The sequence below is a fragment of the Pseudomonas sp. Pc102 genome (assembly GCF_018408275.1).
In the GTDB taxonomy this organism is placed as follows: Bacteria; Pseudomonadota; Gammaproteobacteria; order Pseudomonadales; family Pseudomonadaceae; genus Metapseudomonas; species Metapseudomonas tohonis.
In genome coordinates this window covers 5,956,705-5,982,109 of the sequence record NZ_AP021905.1, presented here as the reverse complement: position 1 = coordinate 5,982,109, position 25,405 = coordinate 5,956,705, and the positions used below count along the sequence as shown (strand labels likewise).

Here is a 25,405-nt window from a genome sequence, read left to right as displayed (position 1 = left end):
GCACGTCGGAAACGAGAAAGCCGCCCGAGGGCGGCTTTTTCTTTGGAGCGCCGTGAGCGGCTTACTCGTCGCCTGACGAGAAGTCGTAGTCCATCGACTGGCTCGGGCCCTGCAGGTAGTAGCCCTGGATGTAGTTGACCCCGGCCTGCCAGAGGGTGGCCAGCACGCTGGCGCTCTCGACGTAGGGCACGATGGTCAGCTTGGCCTGGGAGTGCAGGCTGGCAAGCAGGGTCTTCAGGGCTTCCTGGCTTTCGGCCTTGCTCAGGTCCTGGGTGAAGGAACCGTCGACCTTCACGAAGTCGATGGTCAGGTGCTTGAGTGTGTTGAACGGGTTGAGCGCGCAGCCGAACTGGCACAGGGCGACCTGGCAGTGCAGCTCGGCGAGGCCCTGGGTCAATGCCTTGGCCTGCTTCAGGTAGGCGATGGCGTCCGGTTCGCTGAACTGGAAGACCAGCGCGTCGGACGGCAGACGGGCGGCCTTGAGGGCGACGCTGAGCCACGGCAGCAGGGTCTGGTCCTGCAGGCTGGCGCCGGACAGGTGCACGAACAGCCGCGTGCTGTGGCCCTTCGCGCGGTGTTCGGAGAGCAGCTTGATGGAGTTGAGGATCACCCAGCGGTCGATCTTCTCGGCCAGCCCGGCGTCCTTGGCGGCACCGAGGAAATCGGCCGGCGGCACTTCCTCGCCCTGGGGGCTGAGCAGGCGCAGGAGGACTTCGTAATGTTCGAAGTTGTCGCCGCGCAGGCTGATGATCGGCTGGAACAGCAGGCGGAAGCTGTTGTTCTCCAGGGCCTGCTGGACCATGGCTACCAGGCTGCCGCGATTGGCTGCGGCGGCTAGTTCGCTGGCCGGGTTGTACAGGCGTACTTCGTTACCGTCGGTGATTTCGTCCGCGCAGCGGTGGGCGCGATCGATCACTTCCTGTGCCTTGGGTGTGGTCTCGTTGAGGCCGGCGACGCCGATGGACAGGCTCATCTGTACGGTGCGGCCACTGACGTCGAACAGGTGGCCTTCGACTTTCTTCAGCAGGGTGTTCAGGCCTTCGCGGGCCTGCTCCGGCGTCTGGCCGGGTTGCAGCACGCTGAACACGTCGTCGCCGAAACGAGCCAGCTGGGCATCGGCCGGGAAGTGGGCGCGCAGCAGGTTGGCCAGGTCGGTGAGCAGCAGGTCGCTGCCGGCGATGCCGACGTCCGCCTGCAGGCCGGAATAGCGGTCGACGCGGATGTAGGCGAGGGAGGCGGGCTGGCCGGCGTTCACCGCGCGGTCGGCAGCGGCGTCCATCAGCTCGCTGAAGTGGTTGCGGTTGTAGAGGCCTGTGACCAGGTCCTGGCTGCTGATCTCGCGCAGCTTTTCTTCCAGCTCGGCGCTGGCGGTTTCCGCACGGATCACCACCTGGATGCAGGGCTCGCCGTCATAGGTGGCGGGCGAGAAGCTCATGCGCGCCTGGAAGCTCTGGCCGTCGACCTTGGCGCCGGAGCAGGTCAGTTCGGCGCTGCCGTCGCCACTGCGGTAGTTCTTCAGGAAGTCCTTGAACGCGCTCTGGTCGCTGCCGGCGATCAGGTCGATCATCGGCATGCCTTCCAGTTCTTCCGCATCCTCGTAGCCGAACATCTCGACATAGGCGCGGTTGGCATAGATGTGCATGCCGTCGTGGACGTAGGTGATGGCGTCCACCGAGCTGTCCAGCAGCAACTGGCAACGCTTCTCGGCCTCGCGCAGGCTGACTTCGGCGGCGCGGCGGGAGCGGCGTTCCTCGAGGTTGGCCAGCTCGCGGTTGGCCACAAGCACCAGGCGCTCGTCCTCGCCCTGGGGCAATGCATCCTGGGCGCCGAGGGCGAGGGCTTCGGTGATCAGGTCGGAATCGTTCTCCGCTACCAGCTGGATGAACGGAATGTCCTTGGCTTGGCGGCGGATGGCGTTGAGGGCTTCGCCAGGGGAGAGGTTGTCACTCTCGGGGGCGGCGATGAGCAGATCCCAGCTCTGCTGGAGGACCTCGGCGAGGTCGTCACTGGAGACGAGGCGGTGAACGCGGGTCGCGCGACCGGAGTTGCGAAACAGGCTGACCAGGCGCTCGGCTTCGTTCTGCGAGTCTTCCAGGATCAGCAGACGGATGGTTTTCTTTTCGATTGCCATGGCGTGTGCTTAGACCGCGCCGAACGGGCGCTAATAGGCGACAAATGGTGATGGCACGGGAATCTACAGCGACTTCCAGAGGGAGTCAAAATCTTCCTCCCCAGCCGGGCTCTGCTCGCTGGAAGCTGTGACGGGCTTCCCGGGATTCTCGTTTTCCTGCTCGAACGCGCGGTATTCGAACTGGCTGAAACTGCCGGTGGTGGTCTGGCGGCTGGTGAGCACGGCGCGACGCTCCTTGCCGTGGATATTGATCTGCACCTTGTTGCCCTCCTGGAAAGGCAGGCGCGGCGTGATCAGGGTGGCGGGGCGCGAGATAGCGCTGATTTCAGGCAGCAGCAAGGCACGCAGGTAGTGGCTGTGCTGGTCGGCCTTGCGCAGCAGCTGCAGGCCGCAGGCCTGGGCGTGGGGGGCGATCAGCTCGATGCCCATCTGCGTGCCGCCACCACGTACCTGGCGGATCCAGCGCACCACGGCGACGCTCCAGCCCTGGCCGGGGCCGTCCTGGATGCCCAGCAGTTCACCAGCCTGCAGTTGGCTCGGGACTTCCTTGGGCCAGCTCAGGCAGTAGCCGCCGGGGCTGTGGTTGACGATCGACAGGGCGAAGGTCGGGTAGCTTTCCGCGCTGGGGGCGGCGGGCGCGTGCTGCGGCGACGTGTCGCCGCTGACCACGGGCTTGCTGTACTGGATTTCCTCGTAGGGCAGGCCGGCTTCCCAGTTCTGGTTGGGCTGCGCGTCGAAGGCATTGCCCCAGACATCGCCCTCGTCCTTGTTGATCGGCTTGAACACGGCCTGGCCGATCTCGACCGGCAGCTTGAGGATCTCGCTGAACGGCTTGCTGCCGGAAATGAAGAAGTGCAGGGCGCTCATGCCGATGCACAGCGTGAGGTTGCCGCGGCCCGGGTTGCGCTGGAAGGTGCGCTCGGAGATATCGCCCCAGGCCGAACTCAGGTGCTGAAGCAGGTCGAGGCTGATGCCTTCCGGCAGCAGCAGGCGGGCTTTTTCACGGTTCTCGCTGGGCAGCAGCAGGTATTCCTTGATCGCATCCACCAGCGGCAGCGGGTCGATGCCCAGCAGGTTGTGCAGCTCGTTGTCCTGGAACAGCGACTTGTAGCGCGGCGGACCATCCACCTGGGTGGCGACGGCGAACAGCGTCGAGGGGGCGTCGCCGGGCTGCAGGCGCACCAGGCTGCTCCAGGGCTCTAGCACTTCGGCGAGGCGGGCGATGTTGTTCTGGCGCATCTGGTTGCAGCGCGCACAGCCCAGCAGCAGCGCGACCAGGTAGGTCTGCTCGACGCTGAGGCCGTCGGTGTGGCGGGCGAGGTTGTCGCGGATGATGGCGCGCTGGGCCTGGCGGGATGCAGCGATCTGATAGAGCTGGTGCAGCTCCAGCCATAGCCCCTCGGGCACCGGGCAGTAGAGCTGGCTGGCGCGGATCAGTGCGCCATTGAGGCTGTGCATGGCCCGTTGCAGGGCGATGGTCAGCAGTTGCGCGCCTTCCTTCGACTGGCGCGCCGACTCATGGGCGACGATCTGCTTGTAGCCGATGGCGAGGTGGTTCTGCAGGGCCTGGCAGAGGTTGGCGACCTTGCGCGGGCGTTCGTCGAGGACGATGGCCTGGTTGAGGAAGTGGCGCTCCAGGTGCTGGCAGACGTAGTACACCTCGGGGCGCAGCAACTCGAGCAGTTGCAGGCGGTTGTCGCTGGCGGTGACGAGCTGGTTGAGTTCCACCAGGGCCTGGTAGAGCTGGCGTGCGGTCTCGCCGAGGTTGGCCTTGGGCAGGCCGGATATCCAACGCTTTAGGTCACGCGGGGTGGCGTCGCAGAAGGACAGGTTCTGCTTGTTCGGAGTAGGAACACGCAATAACAGGTGGGGACTCTGTTTGTCCATGTAGCTCGAATGCTCCAACTGCGCCGGGCGAGACGTACGGTAAATTCACTCGCACTCTAGCAGCATCCCTCGCCCATCGCAGCCCATCGCGGGGCTGGTGTGGCGAAGTGCTGCCAGTGGATGGGCGACGGGCCGGGATGGCTGCCCTGCACGGTTGGACATTCGGTCGCAGACTTGCGTTCCACCCGGCCCGCCCGGTTCATCAGGCCTCTGCAGGCAGGGCGAGAAGCTCGCCCATGCTGACCGCGCTGCCGGCTGCGAGGCCTTCGGCCCAGCGGATCTGCTGCGGTCCGAAGAGCACGATGGCGGTGGAGCCCAGCTTGAATCGACCCAGTTCTGCGCCTTTTTCCAGGCTGATCGGTGCCCGTGCGGCCTCGTCGTAGCGGAAGGTCTTCAGCTCGCGCTTGGGTGGTGTCACCAGGCCGGCCCAGACGGTCTCGATGGAGGCGACGATCATCGCGCCCACCAGCACCACGGCCATCGGGCCGCGCTCGGTGTCGAACAGGCAGACCACGCGCTCGTTGCGGGCGAACAGCTCGGGCACGTTCTCGGCAGTGCTCTGGTTCACCGAGAACAGGCGGCCCGGTACGTAGACCATCTCGCGCAGGGTGCCGCCGAGCGGGGCGTGCACACGGTGGTAGTCGCGCGGCGACAGGTAGATGGTGGCGAAGTCACCGCCCATGAAGGGCGCCGCTCGCTCGGCGTCGCCGCCCAGCAGTTCGAGGACGCTGAAGCTGTGGCCCTTGGCCTGGAAGATGCGGCCGTGCTCGATGGGGCCGAGCTGGCTGACCGCACCGTCGGCGGGGCAGAGGATGGCGCCGGGGGTCGGGTCGAGCGGGCGGGCGCCGTCTTTCAGGGCGCGGGTGAAGAAGGCGTTGAAGTGCTCGTAGGCGGTGAGGTCCTCGACCAGGGCCTCGCTCATGTTCACCTGGTAGCGGCGGGCGAACCAGGCTGTGAAGGCGTTCTTGAACCAGCGCACGCGGCATTCCGCCACGCAACCGGCCAGGCGCGAGAGCAGGTGATGGGGCAGCAGGTACTGGCTGATGATGAACAGGCGTTCTTTCATGGGTGTTCCTTGTTTACCGGAGGCTCAGGCCTCGACAGGGGTATCCGGGTGGTTGCCCCACTCCGACCAGGAGCCGGCGTAGCCCTTCACGCGGGGGTAGCCCAGCGCCTTGGCCACCAGGTAGGTGAAGCCGGAGCGATGATGGGTCTGGCAGTGGGTGACGATTTCCTTGTCCGGGGTGATGCCGAGCGACTGCAGGATCTCGGCGATGTCCTCGCGGATGCGCAGGGCGCGCTGCGGGTCCATGCCGGCGGTCCATTCGAAGTTCACCGCCCCCGGGATGTGGCCACCCTTGGCCGCCAGGACCTTGGTGCCGGCGTATTCGCCGGGGCCGCGGGCGTCCCAGATGGCGAGGTCAGCGGCGCCGAGACGGCCTTGCAGGTAATCGCGGGTGGCGGTGGGTTCGTCGTGGATCACCAGCGGCAGCGGGCCACCGGCCGCATCCGGGACCTGGGTGGAGGTCTCGCGGCCATCGGCCAACCAGGCGTGCAAGCCACCGTTCAGGTAGTGGTAGCGGCGGTGGCCGATCACATCCAGCAGCCAGATGAAGCGGCCGGCCCAGCCGCCGCCCTCGTCGTCATAGACGACGTAGGTGGCATCGGTGCGCTGGCCCAGTTCACCGAACAGGGTCTCGAGGTCGGCCTTGGCAGGCAGCAGGCCAGGCGCTGGGGGCTGGCCGAGCTGGGTGCGCTTGGGGTCGACGAAGCGGGCTCCGGGGATGTGGCCTTCGGCATAGCGCGCGGCGCTGGTCAGGTCCACCAGTATCAGGTCGGGCGCATCGAGTCGCGCTGCCAGGTCGGCCGGTTCGATGACCAGCGGCAAGCCGGAAAAGGCGGACATTGAAGACTCCGGGGATGGGTGAAAAAGGCGGATTGTAGCGGAAAGGTCAGCGGCCGCGCGTGGCAAAGCTGGCCAGGGCGCGCTCGATGCATTGCACCGTCTTTCCGAATGCCTGGAGGCTCACGTCGGCGAAGGGCTGGCCGCCCTGGTCGGCGATCACCAGCAGCGCGACCCGGCCATTGGCGGGGATGGAGCGCAGCAGCAGGTGGTCGGCGGGGAACAAGGCCTTGAGGTTGCCGGGAAACAGCGCCGAGTACTGCGCGGCGTTCTCCGGCGTGAGACGCAGTTGTCCGGGCTGCGCGAGCAGGCGGCGCAGCACCTGGCTCTGCGCGGGGTCCAGGGCCAGGCTGGCGGCCTCCTTGGGCAGGCCGGCGCTCTGTTGCACCATCAGCCTGCTCTGGGTGCGGTCGGCGAGGAGGATCAGGCTGCGGCGCATGCCGCAGGCAGCGAGCGCATCGCGGGCGCAGGCGGTGAGCTGGACGATGTTGGCGAAGGCGCTGGGCTCCTTGAGCAACAGGCCGCAATGCTGGCGCCACTCGGTGAGCGCGGCGGCAGGAGGCGGCGTCGGTTTCACTTCCTCGGTTGGCCAGCGGCTGCAGTCCCAGGGCCAGATCAGCGCTTGTGCGGGGTGCCAGAGGTCGCTGCGGGCGTGCTTGCGGGCGCTGTCCACGGCGTGCTGGTGGATGAGCTGCTGCAGCTCGGTCAGCGGCAGCTGCATATAGAGGCCGGTCAGTCGCTGCCAGCGCAGGCTGTGGTCGCAGGCCCAGGAGTCGTGGGCGGAGACGGCCAGGCCGTTGGCCAGCAGGACCGTGTTGCCGGGTTGGGTGAGCCAGCGGCGCAGGGCTGGATCGGCGTCGAGCAGTTGCTGCTGGTGCAACGGGTGTTCGTTGTCGCGGGCGATGTGCAGGGCCTTGACCAGCATGCGCCGGTCGGCATTGAGCAGGCGGTAGCCGTAGGTGATCCAGTCCGGCAGCTTCCAGTGCTCGGCCAGGGCCTGGCACAGCTTGAGCAGCGGCACGCCGAGGAGTTCGACCTCGACCTTGAGCGCCGGCTCGCCACGGACGATGACGCGGGTTTCCCAGGCGGCGAACAACTGCGGGTGCATCGCCAGCAGCGGCCACAGCGGTGAGAGGAAGAGCAGGCTGTTCCAGTGGATTTCCTGCCAGAGGCGTGCGAGGCGGGCGGCGAACAGGCCGCTGGCCTGCTGCGAGGCGTGCTGGCTGATGAGCTGCAACTGGCGCAGTGCCAGGGGAATGTTGGCTTCGTCGACGGCGGGCAGGCGTGCAAGCAGCTCTTCCGAGCGTTTCAGGCCAAGGCGGGTGAGGGCCACTTCGAGGCTTTCCGCCGGGCTGTCGAGGGAAGAACCGGAGCGGTTCGCCTCGCGCATGATGCTCAGGGCCAGGGCGGGACTATCCTGAATCAGGTCGGCGATCTCGCGCATGGAACGGCGGCTGTCGCCCAGCGCCCTGCGCACCCGTTCGTGGCTCTCGGCCGGGATCGGTAGACGGACGCCATCCAGTTGCTTGATCCAGGCGTCGAGGGTGCGTGGTAGGGCCATCTGCGTCTTCATGCGGGTTGAGCCAAACTGGCTTTTCGCCTTAACTGGCTATAGTCTGGCGCATAAGTTCCGATAATTAGAAGGGTTGTTTTCATAACCCTATTACTGACCCTTCAAGTCTCACTTTATGGCAAAAATAATCGGCATCATCGTCGTATTCGCCACCGTTCTCGGCGGATATGTCCTTTCCCACGGCAAGATTGGTGCCCTGATACAGCCTTTCGAGGTGTTGATCATCGGTGGCGCGGCGCTCGGGGCCTTCCTCCAGGCCAACCCGGGCAGCACCTTCATGCATGTACTGAAAAAGTCGCTGAAGATGTTCGGCTCGCGTTTCACCCACGCGTTCTACCTGGAAGTGTTGCGCCTGCTTTACGAAATCCTCAACAAGAGCCGCCGTGAAGGGATGATGGCCATCGAGGCCGACATCGAGGACCCGGCGGCCAGCCCGATCTTCAGCAAGTACCCGGCGATCCTCAAGGACGCGGGCATGGTCGCCTACATCAGTGATTACCTGCGCATCATGTCCTCCGGCAACATGGCGCCGCACGAACTGGAAGGCCTGTTCGACATGGAGCTGGGCAGCCTGAAGGAGGAGTTCGAGCACCCGGCCCATGCGGTCAACCGCATCGCCGACGGCCTGCCGGGCTTCGGCATCGTGGCGGCGGTGCTGGGCATCGTGGTGACCATGGCGCTGCTCGGCCAGGTCGAGCAGTCTGCACTGGGGCAGCACGTGGGTGCGGCCCTGGTGGGTACCTTCCTCGGTATTCTCGCGGCCTATGGTTTCTTCGGCCCCCTTGCCGTGTCCCTGGAGCACGACGCCAAGGAAGAACTCAACGTCTATGAAGCCATCAAGGCCTGCCTGGTGGCGTCGGCTTCCGGCATGCCGCCCTCGCTGGCGGTGGAGTTCGGGCGCAAGGTCCTGTTTCCTGCGCACCGGCCGAGCTTCAGCGAGCTCGAGCAGGCCGTGCGCGGTAGCTGAAGACTGAGTCATGGACAACAACCAGCCGATCATCGTCAAACGCGTCAAGAAGTACGCTGCGGGGCACCATGGCGGTGCGTGGAAGATCGCGTTCGCCGACTTCGCCACGGCGATGATGGCGTTCTTCCTGGTGCTCTGGCTGATGTCCTCGGCGACGCCCGAGCAGAAGAAGGCCATTTCCGGCTACTTCCAGGACCCCATCGGCTTCACCGAAAGCGCAAGCCCCTACGTGATCGACCTCGGCGGCACGCCGACGCCGGCACCGGACCGTACGCTCAATCCGGAACTCAAGGACGCACCCGACGCGCAGGAAGCGGCCATCGATTCGACCAACCAGCAGGTCGACGCCAAGCAGGTCGAGACCCTGGCCGACCAGATCGAGAAGGAACGTCTCGAGATGCTGCTGCAGGAACTGCAGAACAAGGTCGACGAGAACCCCGAGCTGCGCAAGTTCAAGGACCAGATCCTCTTCGAGATCACCCAGGACGGCCTGCGCATCCAGATCATGGACGCTGCCAACCGCCCCATGTTCGACCTCGGCAGCGCCCGCCTGCAGCCCTATTTCGAAGACATCCTGCTGATCATGGCCGAGACCATCAAGGCCGTGCCGAACAAGATCAGCATCAGCGGCCACACCGATGCCAAGCCGTTCGCCGGCACCGGGGACTTCGGCAACTGGGAGCTTTCCGCCAGTCGCGCCAACGCCGCGCGTCGCACACTGGTGGCCGGTGGCTACCCGGACGATCAGGTGGCGCGGGTGGTCGGCTACGCCTCTTCGGCGCTGTTCGATCGCGAGGACCCCTTCAATCCGGTGAACCGCCGCATCGACATCATCGTGCTGACCAAGAAGGCGCAGCGGGACATCGAAGGCTCCCATGGCGACCAGAATGCGCCTGCCGAAGGCGATGCCCTGCCCGCCAGTGGCACCCAGCCGGCCCTTCCCGGTGCAGTGTCGGGCACCCAGGCTACGCCGCCCGCTGGCGCCGCACCGCTGCAGCCCCAGGAGTTGCAGCAGAAGTTGAATATCTTCGAAGACGGCGTGCTGAAGATGGAAGAGAACAAGCAGCCCTGATCGACGGCAGAACCGCCCGTAATGAGAAAGGCCACGCAATCGCGTGGCCTTTTCGTTGGTGCCCTGCCTGTCAGTAGTCGGGTTCGGGCAGGCTTTCGAGGATGTGTCGGTAGCTCGACATGCGCTGTGGCTGGACGCGTCCGTCCTCAAGCGCCTTGAGCAGGGCACAGCCGGGTTCGCGGTCATGCTTGCAATCGCGGAAGCGGCAGGTGCCGAGCAGGTCGCGGAACTCGATGAAGCCCGCCTCCACGTCGTCACGGCTGACATGGCCGAGGCCGAATTCGCGGATGCCGGGGGAGTCGATCAGCTCGCCGCCGCCAGGGAAGTGGAACAGACGCGCGGTGGTGGTGGTGTGGGTGCCCTTGCCGGTCAGCTCCGACAGCGGGCCGACGCGGGTGTCGACGCCAGGCAGCAGGCTGTTGACCAGCGACGACTTGCCGACGCCCGACTGGCCGACGAAGACGCTGACGTGGCCGTCGAGGCGCATCTGCAGATCCTCCATGCCGCCGCCACCGTGGGCCGAGACCTCCAGCAGCGGGTAGCCGAGCTGGCGGTAGACGCCCAGCAGGGCGTCGAGCATCGCGCTGTTGTCCTCGTCCACCAGGTCGGCCTTGTTGAGCAGCAGCAGCGGTTGGATGCCGGCGTGCTCGGCGGCCACCAGGTAGCGGTCGATGAGATTGGCGTGCGGATGGGGCAGGGGGGCGAAGACGATGACGATCAGGTCGACGTTGGCCGCCACCGGCTTGAGCACGCCGCGCATGTCCGGGCGGCACAGCTCGCTGGTACGTGGCAGCTGGGCGACGATCACCCCGCTGCCCTGGTTGCCCGAGCGCCAGACCACGCGGTCGCCGGTGACCAGCGCCGGCAGGTTGGCGCGCAGGTGGCAGCGGAATACCTGGCCGGCGATCTCGCCCTCCAGCGCTTCGACCTCGACCTGTACACCGAAGTGGGCGATCACCAGGCCTGTCTGTTCGGGGCCGAGGTCGCCGCCTTCCAGCTCGTCGAGCGCACGCGATTCACGCTTTGCCGCACGTGCGGCGCGCTCTTCCTGGATCTTCTCGATGCGCCAGCTTTGCCGGCGACTGAGGTGGCGTTTGGCCATGGAACTTCCACTGGTTGAAAACGGCGGCGAGTTTAGCACGGGCGGCCCGGCGCGCCGGGCTCTAAGCTAGAATGCGCGCCTTGCCTTGGAGAGCGAACATGCAGAACGCACAGAACCTGATCTGGATCGACCTGGAAATGACCGGGCTTGACCCTGATAACGACGTCATCATCGAGATGGCCACCATCGTCACCGACAGCGACCTCAACGTGCTCGCCGAGGGCCCGACCATCGCCGTGCACCAGAGCGACGAGATTCTCGCCGGCATGGACGAGTGGAATACCCGCCAGCACGGGCAGAGCGGCCTGACCCAGCGCGTGCGGGAAAGCCGCATCAGCGCGGCCGAGGCCGAGGCGCAGACCCTGGCTTTCCTGGAGCAGTGGGTGCCGAAGGGCAAGTCGCCGATCTGCGGTAACAGCATCTGCCAGGACCGGCGCTTCCTCTACCGCCATATGCCGAAGCTGGAAGGCTACTTCCACTACCGCAACCTTGATGTCTCCACCCTCAAGGAGCTGGCCGCGCGCTGGGCACCCCATGTGCGTGACGGTGTGAAGAAGAGCAGCACCCACCTGGCCCTGGACGATATCCGCGACTCCATCGCCGAGCTGCGCCACTACCGCGAGCACTTCATCAAGGCCTGAGCCCGTCAGGCCGCCTGGTGCCGGGCGAGCGCCCACTCCACATGCTCGCGCACCAGTGCCGAGGGGTGCTCGCGCCGGGCGCGCAGGGCCTCCACCACAGGGATGGTCGAGGGTGCGTTGCCCAGGCCGACCGCCAGGTTCCGCAGCCAGCGCTCGTAGCCCGCGCGACGTAGCGGCGAGCCCTCTGTGCGGGTGAGGAACTCCTCCTCGCTCCAGCCGAAGAGCTCTGCCAGGGCGGCGTTATCCAGGCCATGGCGCGGCTGGAAGTCGCCCTGGTCGGTGGGGCGGGCGAAGCGGTTCCAGGGGCAGACCATCTGGCAGTCGTCGCAGCCGAACACCCGGTTGCCGATCAGCGAGCGCAGCTCTTGCGGGATCGAGCCCTTGAGCTCGATGGTCAGGTAGGAGATGCAGCGCCGTGCGTCCAGCTGGTAGGGCGCGACGAAGGCGGCGGTGGGGCAGATGTCCATGCACGCGGTGCAGCGCCCGCAGTGCTCCGTGCCGTGCGGGGCATCCACCGGCAAGGGCATGTCGACGAACAGTTCGCCGAGGAAGAAATAGCTACCTGCCTTGCGGTTGAGCACCAGGGTGTTCTTGCCGATCCAGCCGAGGCCTGCCTGCTCGGCGATGGCTTTCTCCAGCACCGGCGCGCTGTCGACGAAGGCGCGGTAGCCGAAGGGGCCGATGGCTTGCTGCACGCGTTCGGCCAACTGCTGCAGGCGCTTGCGGATCAGCTTGTGATAGTCGCGGCCCAGTGCGTAGCGCGAGACATAGGCCTTCTCCGGCTGGCCCAGCACCTGGGCCATGCGCGTGTCGCCGGGCAGGTAGTCCATGCGCAGCGATACCACCCGCAGCGTGCCGGGGACCAGTTCGTCCGGGTGGGAGCGCTTGCTGCCGTGGGCGGCCATGTAGTCCATCTCGCCCTGGTAGCCCGCTTCCAGCCAGCGTCGAAGGTGCGCCTCGTGCTCGCCCAGTTCCACCCCGGTGATGCCCACCTGCTGGAAGCCGAGTTCGCGGCCCCAGTCCTTGATGGACTGCGCGAGGGTGGCGAGTTGATCGGGGGAGAAGGACATGCTGGGAGGGAAACCGGAAACGAGGTGCGTATAATTCTGCCAGACCTAGCCCTGAACACCGAATCGCATGCCCGATCGAATCGATGACCTGCCACTCGCCCTTTATTCATCCGCCCAGGTGCGCGAGCTGGATGCGCGCCTGATCGCTGCCGGAACCCCGGGCTTCGAGCTGATGCAGCGTGCCGCCCACGCCGCGTGGCGCGCGCTGCGTCGCCGCTGGCCCAGCGCGGGGGAAATCACGGTCCTCGCCGGTCGCGGCAACAACGCTGGCGATGGCTACCTGATCGCCGCCCTCGCGTTGCGTGCCGGATGGCGGGCCAGTGTATTGGCGGTCGGCGACAGTTCGGCCTTGCAGGGCGACGCCGCCCTGGCCCGCGATGAGGCGCATGCGGCCGGCGTGGCCATCCAGATCTGGAGCGAGGACGCGGACCTGCGCGGCGTGGTGGTGGATGCACTGCTGGGGACGGGCCTTGCCGGGGCGGTGCGCGAGCCTTACGCACAGGCCATCCGCTGCATCAACGCCAGTTGCCTGCCCGTGCTGGCGGTGGATATTCCGTCCGGCCTGAGCGCGGACAGCGGCGCTGTAATGGGTGTCGCGGTGCGCGCCGACCTGACGGTGACCTTCATCGGCCTCAAGCTCGGCCTGTTCACGGGCGATGCGCCCGAGCTGGTGGGCGAACTGGCGTTCGACGGACTGCAGGCGGACCACGGGCTGGTCGCTGCCCATCCTGTCGCCGCCCGTCGCCTGGCCGTCGAGGGCATGGCGCTTCCAGGGCCGCGTCCGGCCACCGCGCACAAGGGGCGCTACGGGCGTCTGCTGGTCGTCGGCGGTGACCTCGGGACCGGCGGCGCGGCCCTGCTGAGTGCCGAAAGCGCCCTGCGCAGTGGCGCCGGCATGGTTTCACTGGCGACCCGTGGCGAGCACGTCGCCGCGGCGTTGGCGCGGATGCCCGAGGTGATGAGCGTCGGCGTGGCGTCCGCCAATCAATTGCGTGGCTTGGCCGCCGCCTCCAGTGTGCTGGTGGTCGGCCCCGGGCTCGGGCAGAACGCCTGGGGGCGCAGCCTGATGAGCGCGGTGGTGGCGCACGAAGTGCCGCAGGTGTGGGATGCCGATGCCCTGAACCTGCTGGCGGCCGGTCGGGTGGCACTGCCTGCCGGCTGCATCATCACTCCGCATCCTGGAGAAGCCGCCCGCCTGCTGGGAGTCGATACCGCTGCGGTCCAGGCGGATCGCCCCGCTGCGGCCCATGCGCTCGCCCGTCGCTACAACGCGACCGTGGTGCTCAAGGGGGCCGGCAGCCTGGTGGCGAGTGCCGATGGTCGCCTGGCGCTCTGTGACCGGGGGCATCCGGCTATGGCGGGTGCCGGGCTGGGCGATGTCCTGGCCGGTGTCATCGGCGCCCTGTTGGCGCAGGGCATGGCGGCGTTCGATGCGGCCTGCCTTGCCGTCTGGCTGCACGCCAGTGCGGGTCAGCAGCTCGGCGCCCAGGGGCGCGGGCTGGCGGCCAATGATCTTATTCCTACCATTCGTCAGCTGCTTGAGGAGTGTTCACCGTGCCGGAGTTGAGTCTTTTCGCCGAGGGGGAGGGCGCCATGCTGGCGTTGGGCGCGCGCCTGGCGCAGGCCGCGGGTGGTCGCGGCGTCATCTACCTGCACGGTGACCTGGGGGCGGGCAAGACCACGTTGTCGCGCGGGATCCTGCGCGGGCTGGGCCACGGCGGGGCGGTGAAGAGCCCGACCTTCACCCTGGTCGAGCCCTACGAGATCGGTGAACTGCGTGCTTTCCACTTCGATCTCTATCGCCTGGCCGACCCCGAAGAGCTGGAATTCCTGGGTATCCGCGACTATTTCGAGGGCGACGCCCTGTGCCTGATCGAGTGGCCGGAAAGGGGCAGCGGCATTTTGCCAAAGGCCGACATGGACATTACCATTAGCCCCCATGCAGGCGGCCGTACGCTGCATCTGTCGCCGCATTCCGAGCGCGGCGAGTCCTGGTGCGCCGCCTTGGCCACGGGAGTATGAACAAGAGAATGGGGTGGGGTATGCGCTCGCGCGCGCTGTTAGCCGGGATTGGGGTTCTGCTTGCGGCGTTTGCCGCCGATGTCCTGGCCGCTGCGGAGGTCCGTGGCGTTCGGCTTTGGCGCGCCCCCGACAATACCCGGCTGGTGTTCGACCTCTCCGGCCCCGTGCAGCACAGTGTGTTCACCCTGGCCGCGCCCAACCGTATCGTCATCGATATAACTGGTGCCCAACTGGCCACCAAGCTGGAGCAGCTGTCGCTCAGCAATACGCCCATCACCAGCGTGCGATCGGCCCAGCGCAGCCCGACCGAGCTGCGTGTGGTGATCGACGTTTCCGCTGCTGTCGTGCCCAAGAGTTTCTCCCTGGCACCCAACCAGCAGTACGGCAACCGTCTGGTGGTCGACCTGTTCGACCAGGAAGCCGCCGCCAACGAAGCCTCCTCGCCTCAAGTGGCGGTAGCGCCGAGCTCGCCGCAGCCGCCGGTCTCGCCGACCCAGCCGTCCACCAACAAGCTGCCGCCGGTACCGGGTGGCAATCGCGACATCATCGTTGCCATCGACGCCGGCCACGGTGGCGAAGACCCGGGCGCGCTGGGGCCCAAGGGCCAGCATGAGAAGGACGTGACCCTGGCGATCGCCAAGGAACTGCAGCGCCAGATCAACCAGGAGAAGGGGTTCCGGGCCGAGTTGGTGCGCACTGGCGACTACTTCATCCCGCTGCGCAAGCGCACCGAGATCGCCCGCAAGAAGGGCGCCGACCTGTTCGTTTCCATCCATGCGGACGCCGCGCCCAGCCGCAGCGCCTTCGGCGCCTCGGTGTTCGCCCTGTCGGACCGTGGTGCCACCTCGGAAACCGCGCGCTGGCTGGCGGACAACGAGAACCGCTCCGACCTGATCGGTGGTGTCGGCAGCGTCAGCCTGGACGACAAGGACCGCATGCTCGCCGGTGTGCTGCTGGACTTGTCGATGACCGCTTCGCTGTCCTCCAGCCTCAACGTCGGGCAGAAGGTGCTGACCAACATCAGCCGTGTCACGCCGCTGCACAAGCGCCGCGTGGAACAGGCGGGCTTCATGGTGCTGAAGTCCCCGGACATCCCGTCGATCCTGGTCGAGACCGGCTTCATCTCCAACCATAACGAGTCGCAGAAGCTGGCCAGTGCGAGCCACCAGCAGGCGCTGGCGCGTTCCATCCAGGGCGGCATCAAGCAGTTCTTCCAGCAGAACCCGCCACCCGGCACCTACATCGCCTCGCAGCGTGACCAGGGCAAGATCGCGGCTGGCCCGCGCGAGCATCTGGTCACCTCCGGCGAGAGCCTGGCGCTGATCGCGCAGCGCTACCAGGTCAGCCTGGCCGCTCTGCGTAGCGCCAATGGCCTGAAGAACGACAACATCAAGGTCGGCCAGACCCTCGATATCCCGGCGACCGCCCTGGCAGCCCAGCCATGACCGAGTTGCGTCGCATCCAGCTGCTCAGCCCCCGGCTAGCGAACCAGATTGCCGCTGGCGAGGTGGTCGAACGCCCCGCGTCGGTGATCAAGGAGCTGCTGGAGAACAGCCTCGACGCGGGCGCCCGGCGCATCGACGTCGAAGTCGAGCAGGGGGGGATCAAGCTGCTGCGTGTCCGTGACGACGGCGGCGGCATCCCGGCCGACGACCTGCCGCTCGCCCTGGCACGCCACGCCACCAGCAAGATCCGCGACCTCGAAGACCTGGAGCGGGTGATGAGCCTGGGCTTCCGGGGCGAGGCGCTGGCGTCCATCAGTTCCGTCGCGCGCCTGACCATGACCTCGCGTACCCCTGATGCCGAGCAGGCCTGGCAGGTCGAGACCGAGGGGCGTGACATGGATGCGCGGGTGCAGCCCGCCGCCCACCCCGTGGGCACCTCGGTGGAGGTCCGCGACCTGTTCTTCAATACGCCGGCGCGGCGCAAGTTCCTGCGTGCGGAGAAGACTGAATTCGACCACCTGCAGGAAGTGATCAAGCGCCTGGCCCTGGCCCGCTTCGATGTCGCCTTCCACCTGCGCCACAACAACAAGACGGTTTTCGCCCTGCATGAGGCGAAGGACGAGATATCACGTGCGCGGCGCGTGGCCAGCGTCTGCGGCCCGGCCTTCCTGGAGCAGGCCCTGCCCATCGAGGTGGAGCGCAACGGCCTGCACCTGTGGGGCTGGGTCGGGTTGCCGACCTTCTCCCGCAGCCAGGCAGACCTGCAGTATTTCTATGTGAACGGCCGCATGGTGCGCGACAAGCTGGTGGTGCACGCGGTGCGCCAGGCCTACCGCGACGTGCTCTACAACGGCCGGCACCCGACCTTCGTGCTGTTCCTGGAAGTGGACCCGGCGGTGGTGGACGTCAACGTCCACCCGACCAAGCACGAGGTGCGCTTCCGCGAAAGCCGCATGGTCCACGACTTCCTCTATGGCACCCTGCACCGCGCTCTTGGCGAGGTGCGGCCCGAGGACCAGCTCGCCGCTCCCGCCGCGGTCGGCGGCATGGTTCGCGCCACCGGCATCGAGGCGGGCGAGTTCGGGCCCCAGGGCGAAATGAGCCTGGCGGCGACCGTGTTGGAGCAGCCCGTCAGCCAGCCCGCCTGGACGCCATCCCATGGCGGCGCCGGTGCCGGCTACCAGGCGCCGCGGCCATCTCCTGTGCTCGCCACCGCCGAGGCCCAGGGCGCCTACCGCGAATACTTCGCTCCGATGGCCAATCAGCCTGCGACGGCGCTGCCGGACAGCCAGGGGGACATCCCGCCGCTGGGCTACGCCCTTGCGCAGCTCAAGGGTATCTACATCCTCGCCGAGAACGCCCAGGGGTTGGTGCTGGTGGACATGCACGCGGCCCACGAGCGCATCACCTACGAGCGCCTGAAGGTGGCGATGGCCAGCGAGGGGCTCAAGGGACAGCCGCTGCTGGTGCCCGAGTCGGTGGCGGTCAGCCAGCGCGAGGCCGATTGTGCAGAAGAGCACGGGAGCTGGTTCCAGCGCCTGGGCTTCGAGCTGCAGCGACTCGGTCCGGAAACCCTGGCCATCCGCCAGATCCCGGCATTGCTCAAGCAGGCCGAAGCGACCCAGCTGGTGCGTGACGTGCTGGCCGACCTGCTCGAGTACGGCACCAGCGACCGCATCCAGGCCCATCTGAACGAGCTGCTCGGCACCATGGCCTGCCACGGTGCGGTGCGGGCCAATCGCCGCCTCACCCAGCCCGAAATGAACGGCTTGCTGCGCGATATGGAACACACCGAGCGCAGCGGCCAGTGCAACCATGGCCGTCCGACCTGGACGCAGCTGGGCATGGACGACCTGGACAAGCTGTTCCTGCGTGGCCGCTGACATGGCCGAACGCCTGCCACCGGCCATCTTCCTGATGGGCCCCACCGCCGCCGGCAAGACCGACCTCGCCCTGGACCTGGCGCGCCACCTGCCCTGCGATCTGATCAGCGTCGACTCGGCGTTGGTCTACCGCGGCATGGACATCGGTACCGCCAAGCCTGACAAGTCCGTGCTCGAGGCCTTCCCGCATCGGTTGATCGACATCCGCGACCCGGCCCAGAGCTATTCCGCCGCTGAATTTCGCGCCGACGCCCTGGAGGCCATGGCCGAGATCACCGCCAGGGGCCGCATCCCTCTGCTGGTCGGGGGCACCATGCTCTACTACAAGGCGCTGCTGGAGGGCCTGGCGGACATGCCCAGCGCCGACCCGGCCGTACGTGCGGAACTGGAAGCGCGGGCGCAGCGCGAGGGCTGGGATGCCCTGCATCGCGAGCTGGCGGAGGTAGACCCTGAGTCGGCCGCGCGCATCCATCCCAACGACCCCCAGCGGCTCACCCGCGCCCTCGAGGTGTACCGCGTGAGCGGTTTGACGATGACTGCACATCGTCAGCGACAGGCGTTGCAAAATCCCGACTCGGGGCCCTCTGGCCGGGGACATTTGCCTTATACTGTCGCCCACCTGGCGATCGCTCCGGCGCAACGCCAGGTTTTGCACGCGCGTATCGCGCAACGATTTCGTCTGATGCTGGAACAGGGCTTTGTCGAAGAGGTCGAAGCTCTGCGCGAAAGACGTGACTTGCACGCCGGACTGCCGTCTATTAGAGCTGTCGGTTATCGCCAGGTATGGGAATACCTGGACGGCGACCTGACGCGGGCCGAAATGGAAGAGCGAGGCATCATCGCCACGCGCCAATTGGCCAAGCGGCAATTCACCTGGTTACGGGGTTGGGCTGATTTACACTGGCTGGACAGCCTGGCTTGCGACAATCTGCCGCGTACCTTGAAATACCTGGAGTCGGTCTCCATATTGGGCTGAGACCTCGCCAGTTACCGTCTATCCTTGGGGGTAGGGCGGCCTAACTTTCTCGTCATTTGACAACTAAAACGATTTATATCCCTACAGGAGTGCGGCATATGTCAAAAGGGCATTCGCTACAAGACCCTTACCTGAATACCTTGCGTAAGGAACGCGTACCGGTTTCCATCTATCTGGTCAACGGCATCAAGCTGCAGGGCCAGATCGAATCCTTCGACCAGTTCGTGATTTTGCTGAAGAACACTGTCAGCCAGATGGTCTACAAGCACGCAATCTCCACCGTGGTACCGAGCCGCCCCGTGCGTCTGCCGAGTGCCACCGAGCAAGAAACCCCCGAGCCTGGTAACGCCTGATAGGAGTCTGCATTGTTTTTCGAACGCCCTGGTGGTGGTGAACGGGCAATCCTGGTTCATCTGGACGGCCACGATCCCGAGGCGCGAGAAGACCCGCAGGAATTCCAGGAACTGGCTCGGTCGGCTGGCGCCGACACGGCAGCTTTCATCTCCGTGTCGCGCCACCAGCCAACAGCGAGATTTCTGATCGGTAGCGGCAAGGTCGAAGAGCTCCACGACCTCGTCAAGGCTGAACAGGCCGAACTGGTCATCTTCAATCACACCCTCACGCCCAGTCAGGAACGCAACCTCGAGCGAGCGCTCGAATGCCGCGTTCTCGATCGCACCGGGCTGATTCTCGACATCTTCGCCCAGCGTGCCCGCACCCATGAGGGCAAGTTGCAGGTGGAGCTCGCCCAGCTCGAGCACATGAGCACCCGGCTGGTTCGTGGCTGGACTCACCTCGAGCGGCAGAAGGGCGGTATCGGCCTGCGTGGGCCGGGTGAAACCCAGCTCGAGACGGACCGTCGCCTGCTGCGCGTGCGCATCCGCCAGATCAAGCAGCGCCTCGAGAAGGTGCGTAGCCAGCGCGAGCAGGCTCGACGTGGCCGCAAGCGCGCCGATATTCCCTCCGTTTCGCTGGTCGGCTACACCAACGCCGGCAAGTCCACGCTGTTCAATGCCGTGACTTCGTCCGAGGTCTATGCTGCGGACCAGTTGTTCGCCACGCTGGACCCGACTTTGCGCCGTCTCGAACTCGACGATCTCGGGCCTATCGTCCTGGCCGATACCGTGGGCTTCATCCGGCACCTGCCGCACAAGCTTGTCGAGGCCTTCCGGGCTACCCTTGAGGAGTCCAGCAACTCCGACCTGCTGCTGCATGTGATCGACGCCCATGAGCCTGAGCGCATGGCGCAGATGGAGCAGGTCATGGCGGTGCTGAACGAAATCGGCGCAGATGGCTTGCCGATGCTCGAGGTGTACAACAAGATCGACCTGCTTGAAGGCATGGAGCCACAGATCCAGCGCAACGAGCAGGGCAAGCCCGAGCGGGTATGGCTTTCCGCCCGCGACGGCCTCGGACTCGACCTGCTCAAGCAGGCGATCGCCGAGTTGCTGGGAGATGATCTCTTCGTGGGAACCCTGAAGTTGCCGCAGAAACTCGGCAGGCTGAGAGCGCAGTTCTTCGCCCTCGGTGCCGTGCAGAGCGAGAAGCATGACGAGGCCGGGGAGTTCCTCCTTGCCGTCAGATTGCCGCGTGTGGAACTCAACCGTCTGGTCAGCCGTGAAGGCTGGAAGCCGCAGGAGTTCCTGGAGCAACACACTTTGCAATAAAGCCCGCAGGTGCGCTTTTTGCCGCGGGTGGCGGGCTTTCGGTAGCATTGGCGGGCGTGCCGTGGGTGCGTCTTTGCTTTATCAGTATGGAGAGCGCTATGGCTTGGAATGAGCCGGGTGGCAACTCGAACAATCAGGACCCCTGGGGTGGACGCCGTGGTGGCGATCGCAAGGGACCGCCGGATCTCGACGAAGCCTTCCGCAAACTGCAGGACAGTCTCAATGGGCTGTTCGGCGGCAAGAAACGTGGTGGTGGCGATGGTGGTGGCAAAGGCGGCGGCTTCGGCCTGATCGGCATTGCTCTCTTCCTGCTCGCCATGGTCTGGCTCTACAGCGCCGTCTATGTGGTCGATGAGCAGGAGCAGGCCGTGGTGCTGCGCTTCGGCAAGTACTACGAAACCGTCGGTCCGGGCCTGAACATCTACTTCCCTCCCATCGATCGCAAGTACCAGGAAAACGTCACCCGCGAGCGTGCTTACAGCAAGCAGGGCCAGATGCTCACCGAGGACGAGAACATCGTCGAGGTGCCGCTCACCGTCCAGTACAAGATCACCAACCTGCAGGACTTCGTGCTCAAGGTCGACCAGCCCGAGGTGAGCCTGCAGCACGCCACTGAAAGCGCCCTGCGCCACGTGGTCGGCTCCACCGAGATGGACCAGGTCCTGACCGAGGGCCGTGAGCTCATGGCCAGCGAGATCAAGGAGCGCCTGCAGCGTTTCCTCGATACCTACGGCACCGGCATCACCGTGACCCAGGTGAACGTACAGAGCGCCGCCGCGCCGCGTGAAGTGCAGGAGGCGTTCGACGACGTGATCCGTGCCCGCGAGGACGAGCAGCGTGCCAAGAACCAGGCCGAGGCCTACGCCAACGGCGTGATTCCCGAGGCACGTGGCCAGGCGCAGCGCATCATCGAGGACGCCAACGGTTATCGCGACGAAGTGATCTCCCGCGCCAAGGGTGAGGCGGATCGCTTCACCAAGCTGGTCGCCGAGTATCGCAAGGCCCCCGAGGTCACTCGCCAGCGCCTGTACCTGGACACCATGCAGGAAGTCTTCAGCAACACCAGCAAGGTGCTGCTGACCGGCGACAAGGGGCAGAACAACCTGCTCTACCTGCCGCTGGACAAGATGATCGACAACCGTGGCGGTAGCGGTGGTGCCGTGCCTGGCGCCGCCGCGAGCGGTGCGGCCGATCTCGGTTCTCGTGTCACCACCGATCTGCAGCAGCGCGATCTGCGTTCTAGGGAGAGTCGCTGATGGGTAACAAATCACTGATCGCCCTGATCGGAGCCGTCGTCCTCGCCCTGGTGGCCTGGAGCAGCTTCTACATAGTGGCGCAGACCGAGCGCGCGGTGCTGCTGCAGTTCGGCCGCATCGTCGAGGCCGACGTCAAGCCGGGCCTCCACGTGAAGATTCCGTACGTCAACCAGGTGCGCAAGTTCGACGCCCGCCTGCTGACCCTGGATTCGCCGACCCAGCGCTTCCTCACCCAGGAGAAGAAAGCGGTGATGGTGGACGCGTACGCCAAATGGCGTGTGGCTGATGCCGAGCGCTTCTACACCGCGACTTCCGGCCTCAAGCAGATCGCCGACGAGCGCCTGTCCCGTCGCCTGGAGGCGGGCCTGCGTGACCAGTTCGGCAAGCGCACCCTGCATGAAGTGGTATCCGGTGAGCGTGACGGTCTCATGGCCGATATCACCCGCTCGCTGAACACCATGGCCAGCAAGGAGCTGGGTATCGAGGTCCTGGACGTCCGCGTCAAGGCCATCGACCTGCCCAAGGAAGTAAACCGCAGCGTGTTCGAACGCATGAGCACCGAGCGCGAGCGCGAGGCCCGAGAGCATCGCGCCAAGGGTAGCGAACTGGCTGAAGGCATTCGTGCCGACGCCGATCGCCAGCGCCGCGTGTTGCTGGCCGAAGCCTATCGCGAGGCAGAGGAGGCCCGTGGTGATGGCGATGCCCAGGCGGCTGCCATCTACTCCAAGGCTTACGGCCAGGACCAGGAGTTCTATGCGTTCTACCGCAGCCTCAAGGCCTACCGCGAGAGCTTCTCGAGCAAAAGCGACGTGATGGTTCTGGACCCGAACAGTGAGTTCTTCCAGTTCATCAACAAGGCCAAGTGATGGTTTTCCCCGGCGGACGGTCCTGTCCGTCGGGGTGACCCACCGGGAAAACGTGGTATCATGCGTCAGCCGGGAAATCCCGGCTTTTTTGCGTCCGCGAGAATCATGTGGCAGGAAATCGGCATAGCGTTTTGTTTCGTGCTGGTGCTGGAAGGCATCCTGCCCTTCCTCTATCCGCGCCGTTGGCGCGCCGCGGTGCACGGGCTGGCAGGGTTGAAGGACCGTCAGCTCCGCCTCATGGGCCTCGCCAGCATGTTGCTGGGGACCGGCCTCCTGTATCTGCTTCACTGAAGGCTTGCCGCCCGGCTGAGAGGGGAATGGCGTAATGGCAACGGTAGATCGCTGGCTGCTGCCAGATGGAATCGAAGAAGTACTGCCGCCCGAAGCGGCGCGCATCGAAGCAGCCCGCCGCCAGGTACTGGACCTGTTCCAGCGCTGGGGCTACGACTTCGTGGTCACCCCGCACATCGAATACCTCGAGTCCCTGCTGACCGGTGCCGGCCAGGACCTCGACCTGCGCACCTTCAAGGTGACCGACCCGCAATCCGGCCGCCTGATGGGCTTCCGTGCCGACATCACGCCGCAGGTGGCGCGCATCGACGCCCACACCCTGCGCCGCGAAGGGCCGAATCGCCTGTGCTACGCCGGCAGCGTCCTGCACGCCAAGCCGCGTGCGCTTTCCACCTCGCGCAGTCCGATCCAGTTGGGTGCGGAGCTCTATGGCGACGCCAGCCCGGCCAGCGACGTGGAAGTCATCAGCCTGATGCTGGAGATGCTTGAGCTTGCTGACGTGCCTGACGTGCACATGGACCTCGGCCATGTCGGTATCTACCGCGGCCTCGCCCGCGCCGCTGAGTTGTCCGGCGAAGTGGAGCAGCAGTTGTTCGACGCCCTGCAGCGCAAGGCTGTCGACGAGGTGGCCGAGCTGACCGAGTCCCTTCCCGGTGAGCTGGCTTCCATGCTCCGTGCGCTCGCCGAGCTCTGCGGCGACCGCCAGGTTCTGGAACTTGCCCAGGGCGTGCTGATGGATGCGCCGGACGAGGTGCACGTCGCCCTCGATGAGCTGATCGCCATCGCCGACGAACTGGAACTCCGCTACCCCGAGCTGCCCCTGTATTTCGACCTGGGGGAGCTGCGCGGCTACCACTACCACACGGGCGTGGTCTTCGCCGCCTTCGTGCCGGGCGAGGGCCAGTCCATCGCCCAGGGTGGTCGCTATGACGACATCGGCGCCGATTTCGGTCGCGCCCGTCCGGCGACCGGGTTCTCCACCGACCTGAAGACCCTGGTCACCCTGGGGCGGATGGAGCTGGATGAGGTCCCGACCGGAATCTGGGCGCCCGACGTCCATGACGTCTACCTTTGGCAGGCCGTGAAGCGTCTGCGCAGCGAAGGTCAGCGCGTGGTCCAGGCATTGCCGGGTCAGGATGTGGACAGTGCGCAGGAGGTGGGTTGTGACCGCCAGCTGTGCCTGCGTGACGGGCGCTGGCAGGTTGCGCCCCTGGTTTCCTAAAGGTTTTCCCGCCGGCCGTTGCCGGCATCGAGCTTCCGAAGAGGACAAGTGTTATGGGTAAGAATGTCGTGGTCCTGGGCACCCAGTGGGGTGATGAGGGCAAAGGCAAGATCGTCGACCTGTTGACCGATCAGGCAGCCGCTGTCGTGCGCTACCAGGGCGGCCACAATGCCGGTCACACCCTGGTGATCGACGGCGAGAAGACCGTGCTCCACCTGATCCCGTCCGGCATCCTGCGCGAGAACGTGCAGTGCATGATCGGCAACGGCGTGGTCGTCGCGCCGGATGCGCTGATGCGCGAGATCACCAAGCTCGAGGAGAAGGGCGTGCCGGTGCGCGAGCGCCTGCGCATCAGCCCCTCCTGCACCCTGATCCTGCCGTACCACGTCGCCCTCGACCAGGCGCGCGAGAAGGCCCGTGGCGATGCCAAGATCGGCACCACCGGCCGCGGTATCGGCCCGGCCTATGAGGACAAGGTGGCCCGTCGCGGCCTGCGTATCGGCGACCTGTTCCACCGCGAGCGCTTCGCCGCCAAGCTCGGCGAGCTGCTGGACTACCACAACTTCGTCCTGCAGAACTATTACAAGGAGCCGGCCGTCGATTTCCAGAAGACCCTCGACGAGGCCCTGGGCTACGCCGACCTGCTGGAGCCGATGATCACCGACGTCGCCGCCCGACTCCACGAGCTGCGCAAGCAGGGCGCCTACATCATGTTCGAAGGTGCCCAGGGCTCGCTGCTGGACATCGACCACGGCACCTATCCCTATGTGACCAGCTCCAGCACCACTGCGGGCGGCACCGCCACCGGTTCCGGCTTCGGTCCGCTGTACCTGGACTACATCCTGGGTATCACCAAGGCCTACACCACCCGCGTGGGTTCGGGCCCGTTCCCCACCGAGCTGTTCGATGAGACCGGTGCCTTCCTGGCCAAGCGCGGCCACGAGTTCGGCTCCACCACCGGTCGCGCCCGTCGTTGCGGCTGGTTCGATGCCGTCATCCTGCGTCGCGCCATCGAGATCAACAGCATCTCCGGCCTGTGCCTGACCAAGCTGGACGTGCTCGACGGTCTCGAGACCATCCGCATCTGCGTTGGCTACAAGGACCAGAACGGTGACGTGATGGTCGATGCGCCGACCGACGCCGACAGCTACATCGGCCTGCAGCCGGTCTACGAAGACATGCCGGGCTGGAGCGAGTCCACCGTTGGCGTGAAGTCGCTCGAAGAGCTGCCGGCGGCCGCCCGTGCCTACATCAAGCGCATCGAGGAGCTGGTCGGTGCGCCCATCGACATCATCTCCACCGGGCCGGATCGCAACGAAACCATCGTCCTGCGTCACCCGTACGCCTGAGTCGTCTGACTCTAAAAAAGGGCCGCCTCGTGCGGCCCTTTTTCATGGGCGCAAGAAAATATTGCGGCACGGCCCTTGCTGG

22 protein-coding genes are annotated in these 25,405 nt (G+C 66.0%); 15 read left to right on the top strand and 7 right to left on the bottom strand.

Annotated elements, in window-relative coordinates; all coding sequences use genetic code 11:
* Positions 1-61 precede the first annotated feature (61 nt).
* The 5 genes from PHLH3_RS27320 to PHLH3_RS27300 all read right to left on the bottom strand — a co-directional run bounded on the left by PHLH3_RS27320 (position 62) and on the right by PHLH3_RS27300 (position 7,494).
* Positions 62-2,131 (bottom strand): EAL domain-containing protein, encoded by a 2,070-nt coding sequence (locus tag PHLH3_RS27320; RefSeq protein ID WP_213626592.1) that lies wholly within the window; start codon positions 2,129-2,131, stop codon positions 62-64.
* Between the two features lie 63 nt (positions 2,132-2,194).
* On the bottom strand, positions 2,195-4,018 hold the full coding sequence (locus tag PHLH3_RS27315) for a molecular chaperone (protein ID WP_173171359.1): 1,824 nt from the start codon (positions 4,016-4,018) through the stop codon (positions 2,195-2,197).
* Between the two features lie 202 nt (positions 4,019-4,220).
* Positions 4,221-5,084: an archaetidylserine decarboxylase gene (asd, locus tag PHLH3_RS27310; protein ID WP_213626591.1), complete on the bottom strand. Its 864-nt coding sequence runs from the start codon at positions 5,082-5,084 to the stop codon at positions 4,221-4,223.
* 24 nt (positions 5,085-5,108) lie between these two features.
* Complete coding sequence (gene rhdA, locus PHLH3_RS27305) at positions 5,109-5,924, bottom strand: thiosulfate sulfurtransferase (RefSeq protein WP_213626589.1); 816 nt, start codon at positions 5,922-5,924, stop codon at positions 5,109-5,111.
* Between the two features lie 46 nt (positions 5,925-5,970).
* Positions 5,971-7,494 (bottom strand): HDOD domain-containing protein, encoded by a 1,524-nt coding sequence (locus tag PHLH3_RS27300; RefSeq protein WP_213626587.1) that lies wholly within the window; start codon positions 7,492-7,494, stop codon positions 5,971-5,973.
* A gap of 115 nt (positions 7,495-7,609) precedes the next feature.
* Between PHLH3_RS27300 and motA the strand changes: the two genes are divergently transcribed.
* Positions 7,610-8,461, top strand: a complete 852-nt coding sequence (gene motA / locus PHLH3_RS27295) for a flagellar motor stator protein MotA (protein WP_111259878.1) — start codon at positions 7,610-7,612, stop codon at positions 8,459-8,461.
* 10 nt (positions 8,462-8,471) lie between these two features.
* Positions 8,472-9,533 (top strand): flagellar motor protein MotB, encoded by a 1,062-nt coding sequence (gene motB, locus PHLH3_RS27290; RefSeq protein ID WP_213626585.1) that lies wholly within the window; start codon positions 8,472-8,474, stop codon positions 9,531-9,533.
* Positions 9,534-9,603: 70 nt separating this feature from the next.
* Here the strand turns inward: motB and rsgA are convergent, their stop codons facing one another.
* Positions 9,604-10,635 (bottom strand): small ribosomal subunit biogenesis GTPase RsgA, encoded by a 1,032-nt coding sequence (gene rsgA / locus PHLH3_RS27285; protein ID WP_213626583.1) that lies wholly within the window; start codon positions 10,633-10,635, stop codon positions 9,604-9,606.
* 98 nt (positions 10,636-10,733) lie between these two features.
* Between rsgA and orn the strand changes: the two genes are divergently transcribed.
* Positions 10,734-11,276 carry an oligoribonuclease gene (gene orn / locus PHLH3_RS27280; RefSeq protein WP_111259881.1) on the top strand — a complete coding sequence of 181 codons (543 nt, stop codon included), beginning with the start codon at positions 10,734-10,736 and terminating at the stop codon, positions 11,274-11,276.
* Positions 11,277-11,281: 5 nt separating this feature from the next.
* On the opposite strand, the gene queG is transcribed toward orn, so the two are convergent.
* Positions 11,282-12,346: a tRNA epoxyqueuosine(34) reductase QueG gene (queG, locus tag PHLH3_RS27275; RefSeq protein ID WP_213626581.1), complete on the bottom strand. Its 1,065-nt coding sequence runs from the start codon at positions 12,344-12,346 to the stop codon at positions 11,282-11,284.
* 67 nt (positions 12,347-12,413) lie between these two features.
* Here queG and PHLH3_RS27270 point away from each other — a divergent pair, with 67 nt between their 5' ends.
* From PHLH3_RS27270 to PHLH3_RS27215, 12 genes are all read left to right on the top strand, one after another.
* The gene (locus PHLH3_RS27270) at positions 12,414-13,913 is read left to right on the top strand and encodes an NAD(P)H-hydrate dehydratase (protein ID WP_213626579.1); all 1,500 of its coding nucleotides are present in this window, start codon (positions 12,414-12,416) and stop codon (positions 13,911-13,913) included.
* On the top strand, positions 13,901-14,368 hold the full coding sequence (gene tsaE / locus PHLH3_RS27265) for a tRNA (adenosine(37)-N6)-threonylcarbamoyltransferase complex ATPase subunit type 1 TsaE (protein WP_213626577.1): 468 nt from the start codon (positions 13,901-13,903) through the stop codon (positions 14,366-14,368). The genes PHLH3_RS27270 and tsaE overlap by 13 nt, the downstream gene beginning before the upstream one ends.
* A gap of 8 nt (positions 14,369-14,376) precedes the next feature.
* The gene (locus PHLH3_RS27260; RefSeq protein ID WP_213626575.1) at positions 14,377-15,813 is read left to right on the top strand and encodes an N-acetylmuramoyl-L-alanine amidase; all 1,437 of its coding nucleotides are present in this window, start codon (positions 14,377-14,379) and stop codon (positions 15,811-15,813) included.
* Positions 15,810-17,696 (top strand): DNA mismatch repair endonuclease MutL, encoded by a 1,887-nt coding sequence (gene mutL / locus PHLH3_RS27255; protein WP_213626573.1) that lies wholly within the window; start codon positions 15,810-15,812, stop codon positions 17,694-17,696. Before PHLH3_RS27260 ends, mutL begins: the two co-directional genes overlap by 4 nt.
* Position 17,697: 1 nt before the next feature.
* On the top strand, positions 17,698-18,672 hold the full coding sequence (gene miaA / locus PHLH3_RS27250; protein ID WP_213626571.1) for a tRNA (adenosine(37)-N6)-dimethylallyltransferase MiaA: 975 nt from the start codon (positions 17,698-17,700) through the stop codon (positions 18,670-18,672).
* Between the two features lie 98 nt (positions 18,673-18,770).
* Positions 18,771-19,025, top strand: coding sequence for an RNA chaperone Hfq (gene hfq / locus PHLH3_RS27245; protein WP_111259888.1), 255 nt, complete (start codon positions 18,771-18,773; stop codon positions 19,023-19,025).
* A 12-nt stretch (positions 19,026-19,037) separates the two neighbouring features.
* Complete coding sequence (hflX, locus tag PHLH3_RS27240; protein ID WP_213626569.1) at positions 19,038-20,339, top strand: ribosome rescue GTPase HflX; 1,302 nt, start codon at positions 19,038-19,040, stop codon at positions 20,337-20,339.
* 98 nt (positions 20,340-20,437) lie between these two features.
* Positions 20,438-21,595 (top strand): FtsH protease activity modulator HflK, encoded by a 1,158-nt coding sequence (gene hflK / locus PHLH3_RS27235; RefSeq protein WP_213626567.1) that lies wholly within the window; start codon positions 20,438-20,440, stop codon positions 21,593-21,595.
* Entirely contained in the window at positions 21,595-22,461 is an 867-nt protein-coding gene (gene hflC / locus PHLH3_RS27230; RefSeq protein WP_213626565.1) for a protease modulator HflC, read from the top strand. The genes hflK and hflC overlap by 1 nt, the downstream gene beginning before the upstream one ends.
* Before the next feature lie 105 nt (positions 22,462-22,566).
* Positions 22,567-22,752, top strand: coding sequence for a DUF2065 family protein (locus PHLH3_RS27225; RefSeq protein ID WP_111259892.1), 186 nt, complete (start codon positions 22,567-22,569; stop codon positions 22,750-22,752).
* A 34-nt stretch (positions 22,753-22,786) separates the two neighbouring features.
* Positions 22,787-23,974 carry an ATP phosphoribosyltransferase regulatory subunit gene (locus PHLH3_RS27220; RefSeq protein WP_213626563.1) on the top strand — a complete coding sequence of 396 codons (1,188 nt, stop codon included), beginning with the start codon at positions 22,787-22,789 and terminating at the stop codon, positions 23,972-23,974.
* Between the two features lie 53 nt (positions 23,975-24,027).
* Positions 24,028-25,323: an adenylosuccinate synthase gene (locus PHLH3_RS27215; protein ID WP_111259894.1), complete on the top strand. Its 1,296-nt coding sequence runs from the start codon at positions 24,028-24,030 to the stop codon at positions 25,321-25,323.
* Positions 25,324-25,405: the final 82 nt, after the last annotated feature.

Excerpts from the sequence above, each read along its gene's own strand:
- PHLH3_RS27220 (WP_213626563.1), top strand. The coding sequence starts at position 22,787 with ATGGCAACGGTAGATCGCTGGCTGCTGCCAGATGGAATCGAAGAAGTA.
- motB (WP_213626585.1), top strand. The coding sequence starts at position 8,472 with ATGGACAACAACCAGCCGATCATCGTCAAACGCGTCAAGAAGTACGCT.
- miaA (WP_213626571.1), top strand. The coding sequence starts at position 17,698 with ATGGCCGAACGCCTGCCACCGGCCATCTTCCTGATGGGCCCCACCGCC.
- PHLH3_RS27320 (WP_213626592.1), bottom strand. The coding sequence starts at position 2,131 with ATGGCAATCGAAAAGAAAACCATCCGTCTGCTGATCCTGGAAGACTCG.
- PHLH3_RS27270 (WP_213626579.1), top strand. The coding sequence starts at position 12,414 with ATGCCCGATCGAATCGATGACCTGCCACTCGCCCTTTATTCATCCGCC.
- PHLH3_RS27260 (WP_213626575.1), top strand. The coding sequence starts at position 14,377 with ATGGGGTGGGGTATGCGCTCGCGCGCGCTGTTAGCCGGGATTGGGGTT.
- mutL (WP_213626573.1), top strand. The coding sequence starts at position 15,810 with ATGACCGAGTTGCGTCGCATCCAGCTGCTCAGCCCCCGGCTAGCGAAC.
- motA (WP_111259878.1), top strand. The coding sequence starts at position 7,610 with ATGGCAAAAATAATCGGCATCATCGTCGTATTCGCCACCGTTCTCGGC.
- rhdA (WP_213626589.1), bottom strand. The coding sequence starts at position 5,924 with ATGTCCGCCTTTTCCGGCTTGCCGCTGGTCATCGAACCGGCCGACCTG.
- hflC (WP_213626565.1), top strand. The coding sequence starts at position 21,595 with ATGGGTAACAAATCACTGATCGCCCTGATCGGAGCCGTCGTCCTCGCC.
- PHLH3_RS27215 (WP_111259894.1), top strand. The coding sequence starts at position 24,028 with ATGGGTAAGAATGTCGTGGTCCTGGGCACCCAGTGGGGTGATGAGGGC.
- queG (WP_213626581.1), bottom strand. The coding sequence starts at position 12,346 with ATGTCCTTCTCCCCCGATCAACTCGCCACCCTCGCGCAGTCCATCAAG.
- rsgA (WP_213626583.1), bottom strand. The coding sequence starts at position 10,635 with ATGGCCAAACGCCACCTCAGTCGCCGGCAAAGCTGGCGCATCGAGAAG.
- asd (WP_213626591.1), bottom strand. The coding sequence starts at position 5,084 with ATGAAAGAACGCCTGTTCATCATCAGCCAGTACCTGCTGCCCCATCAC.
- hflK (WP_213626567.1), top strand. The coding sequence starts at position 20,438 with ATGGCTTGGAATGAGCCGGGTGGCAACTCGAACAATCAGGACCCCTGG.
- PHLH3_RS27225 (WP_111259892.1), top strand. The coding sequence starts at position 22,567 with ATGTGGCAGGAAATCGGCATAGCGTTTTGTTTCGTGCTGGTGCTGGAA.
- hfq (WP_111259888.1), top strand. The coding sequence starts at position 18,771 with ATGTCAAAAGGGCATTCGCTACAAGACCCTTACCTGAATACCTTGCGT.
- PHLH3_RS27315 (WP_173171359.1), bottom strand. The coding sequence starts at position 4,018 with ATGGACAAACAGAGTCCCCACCTGTTATTGCGTGTTCCTACTCCGAAC.
- PHLH3_RS27300 (WP_213626587.1), bottom strand. The coding sequence starts at position 7,494 with ATGAAGACGCAGATGGCCCTACCACGCACCCTCGACGCCTGGATCAAG.
- orn (WP_111259881.1), top strand. The coding sequence starts at position 10,734 with ATGCAGAACGCACAGAACCTGATCTGGATCGACCTGGAAATGACCGGG.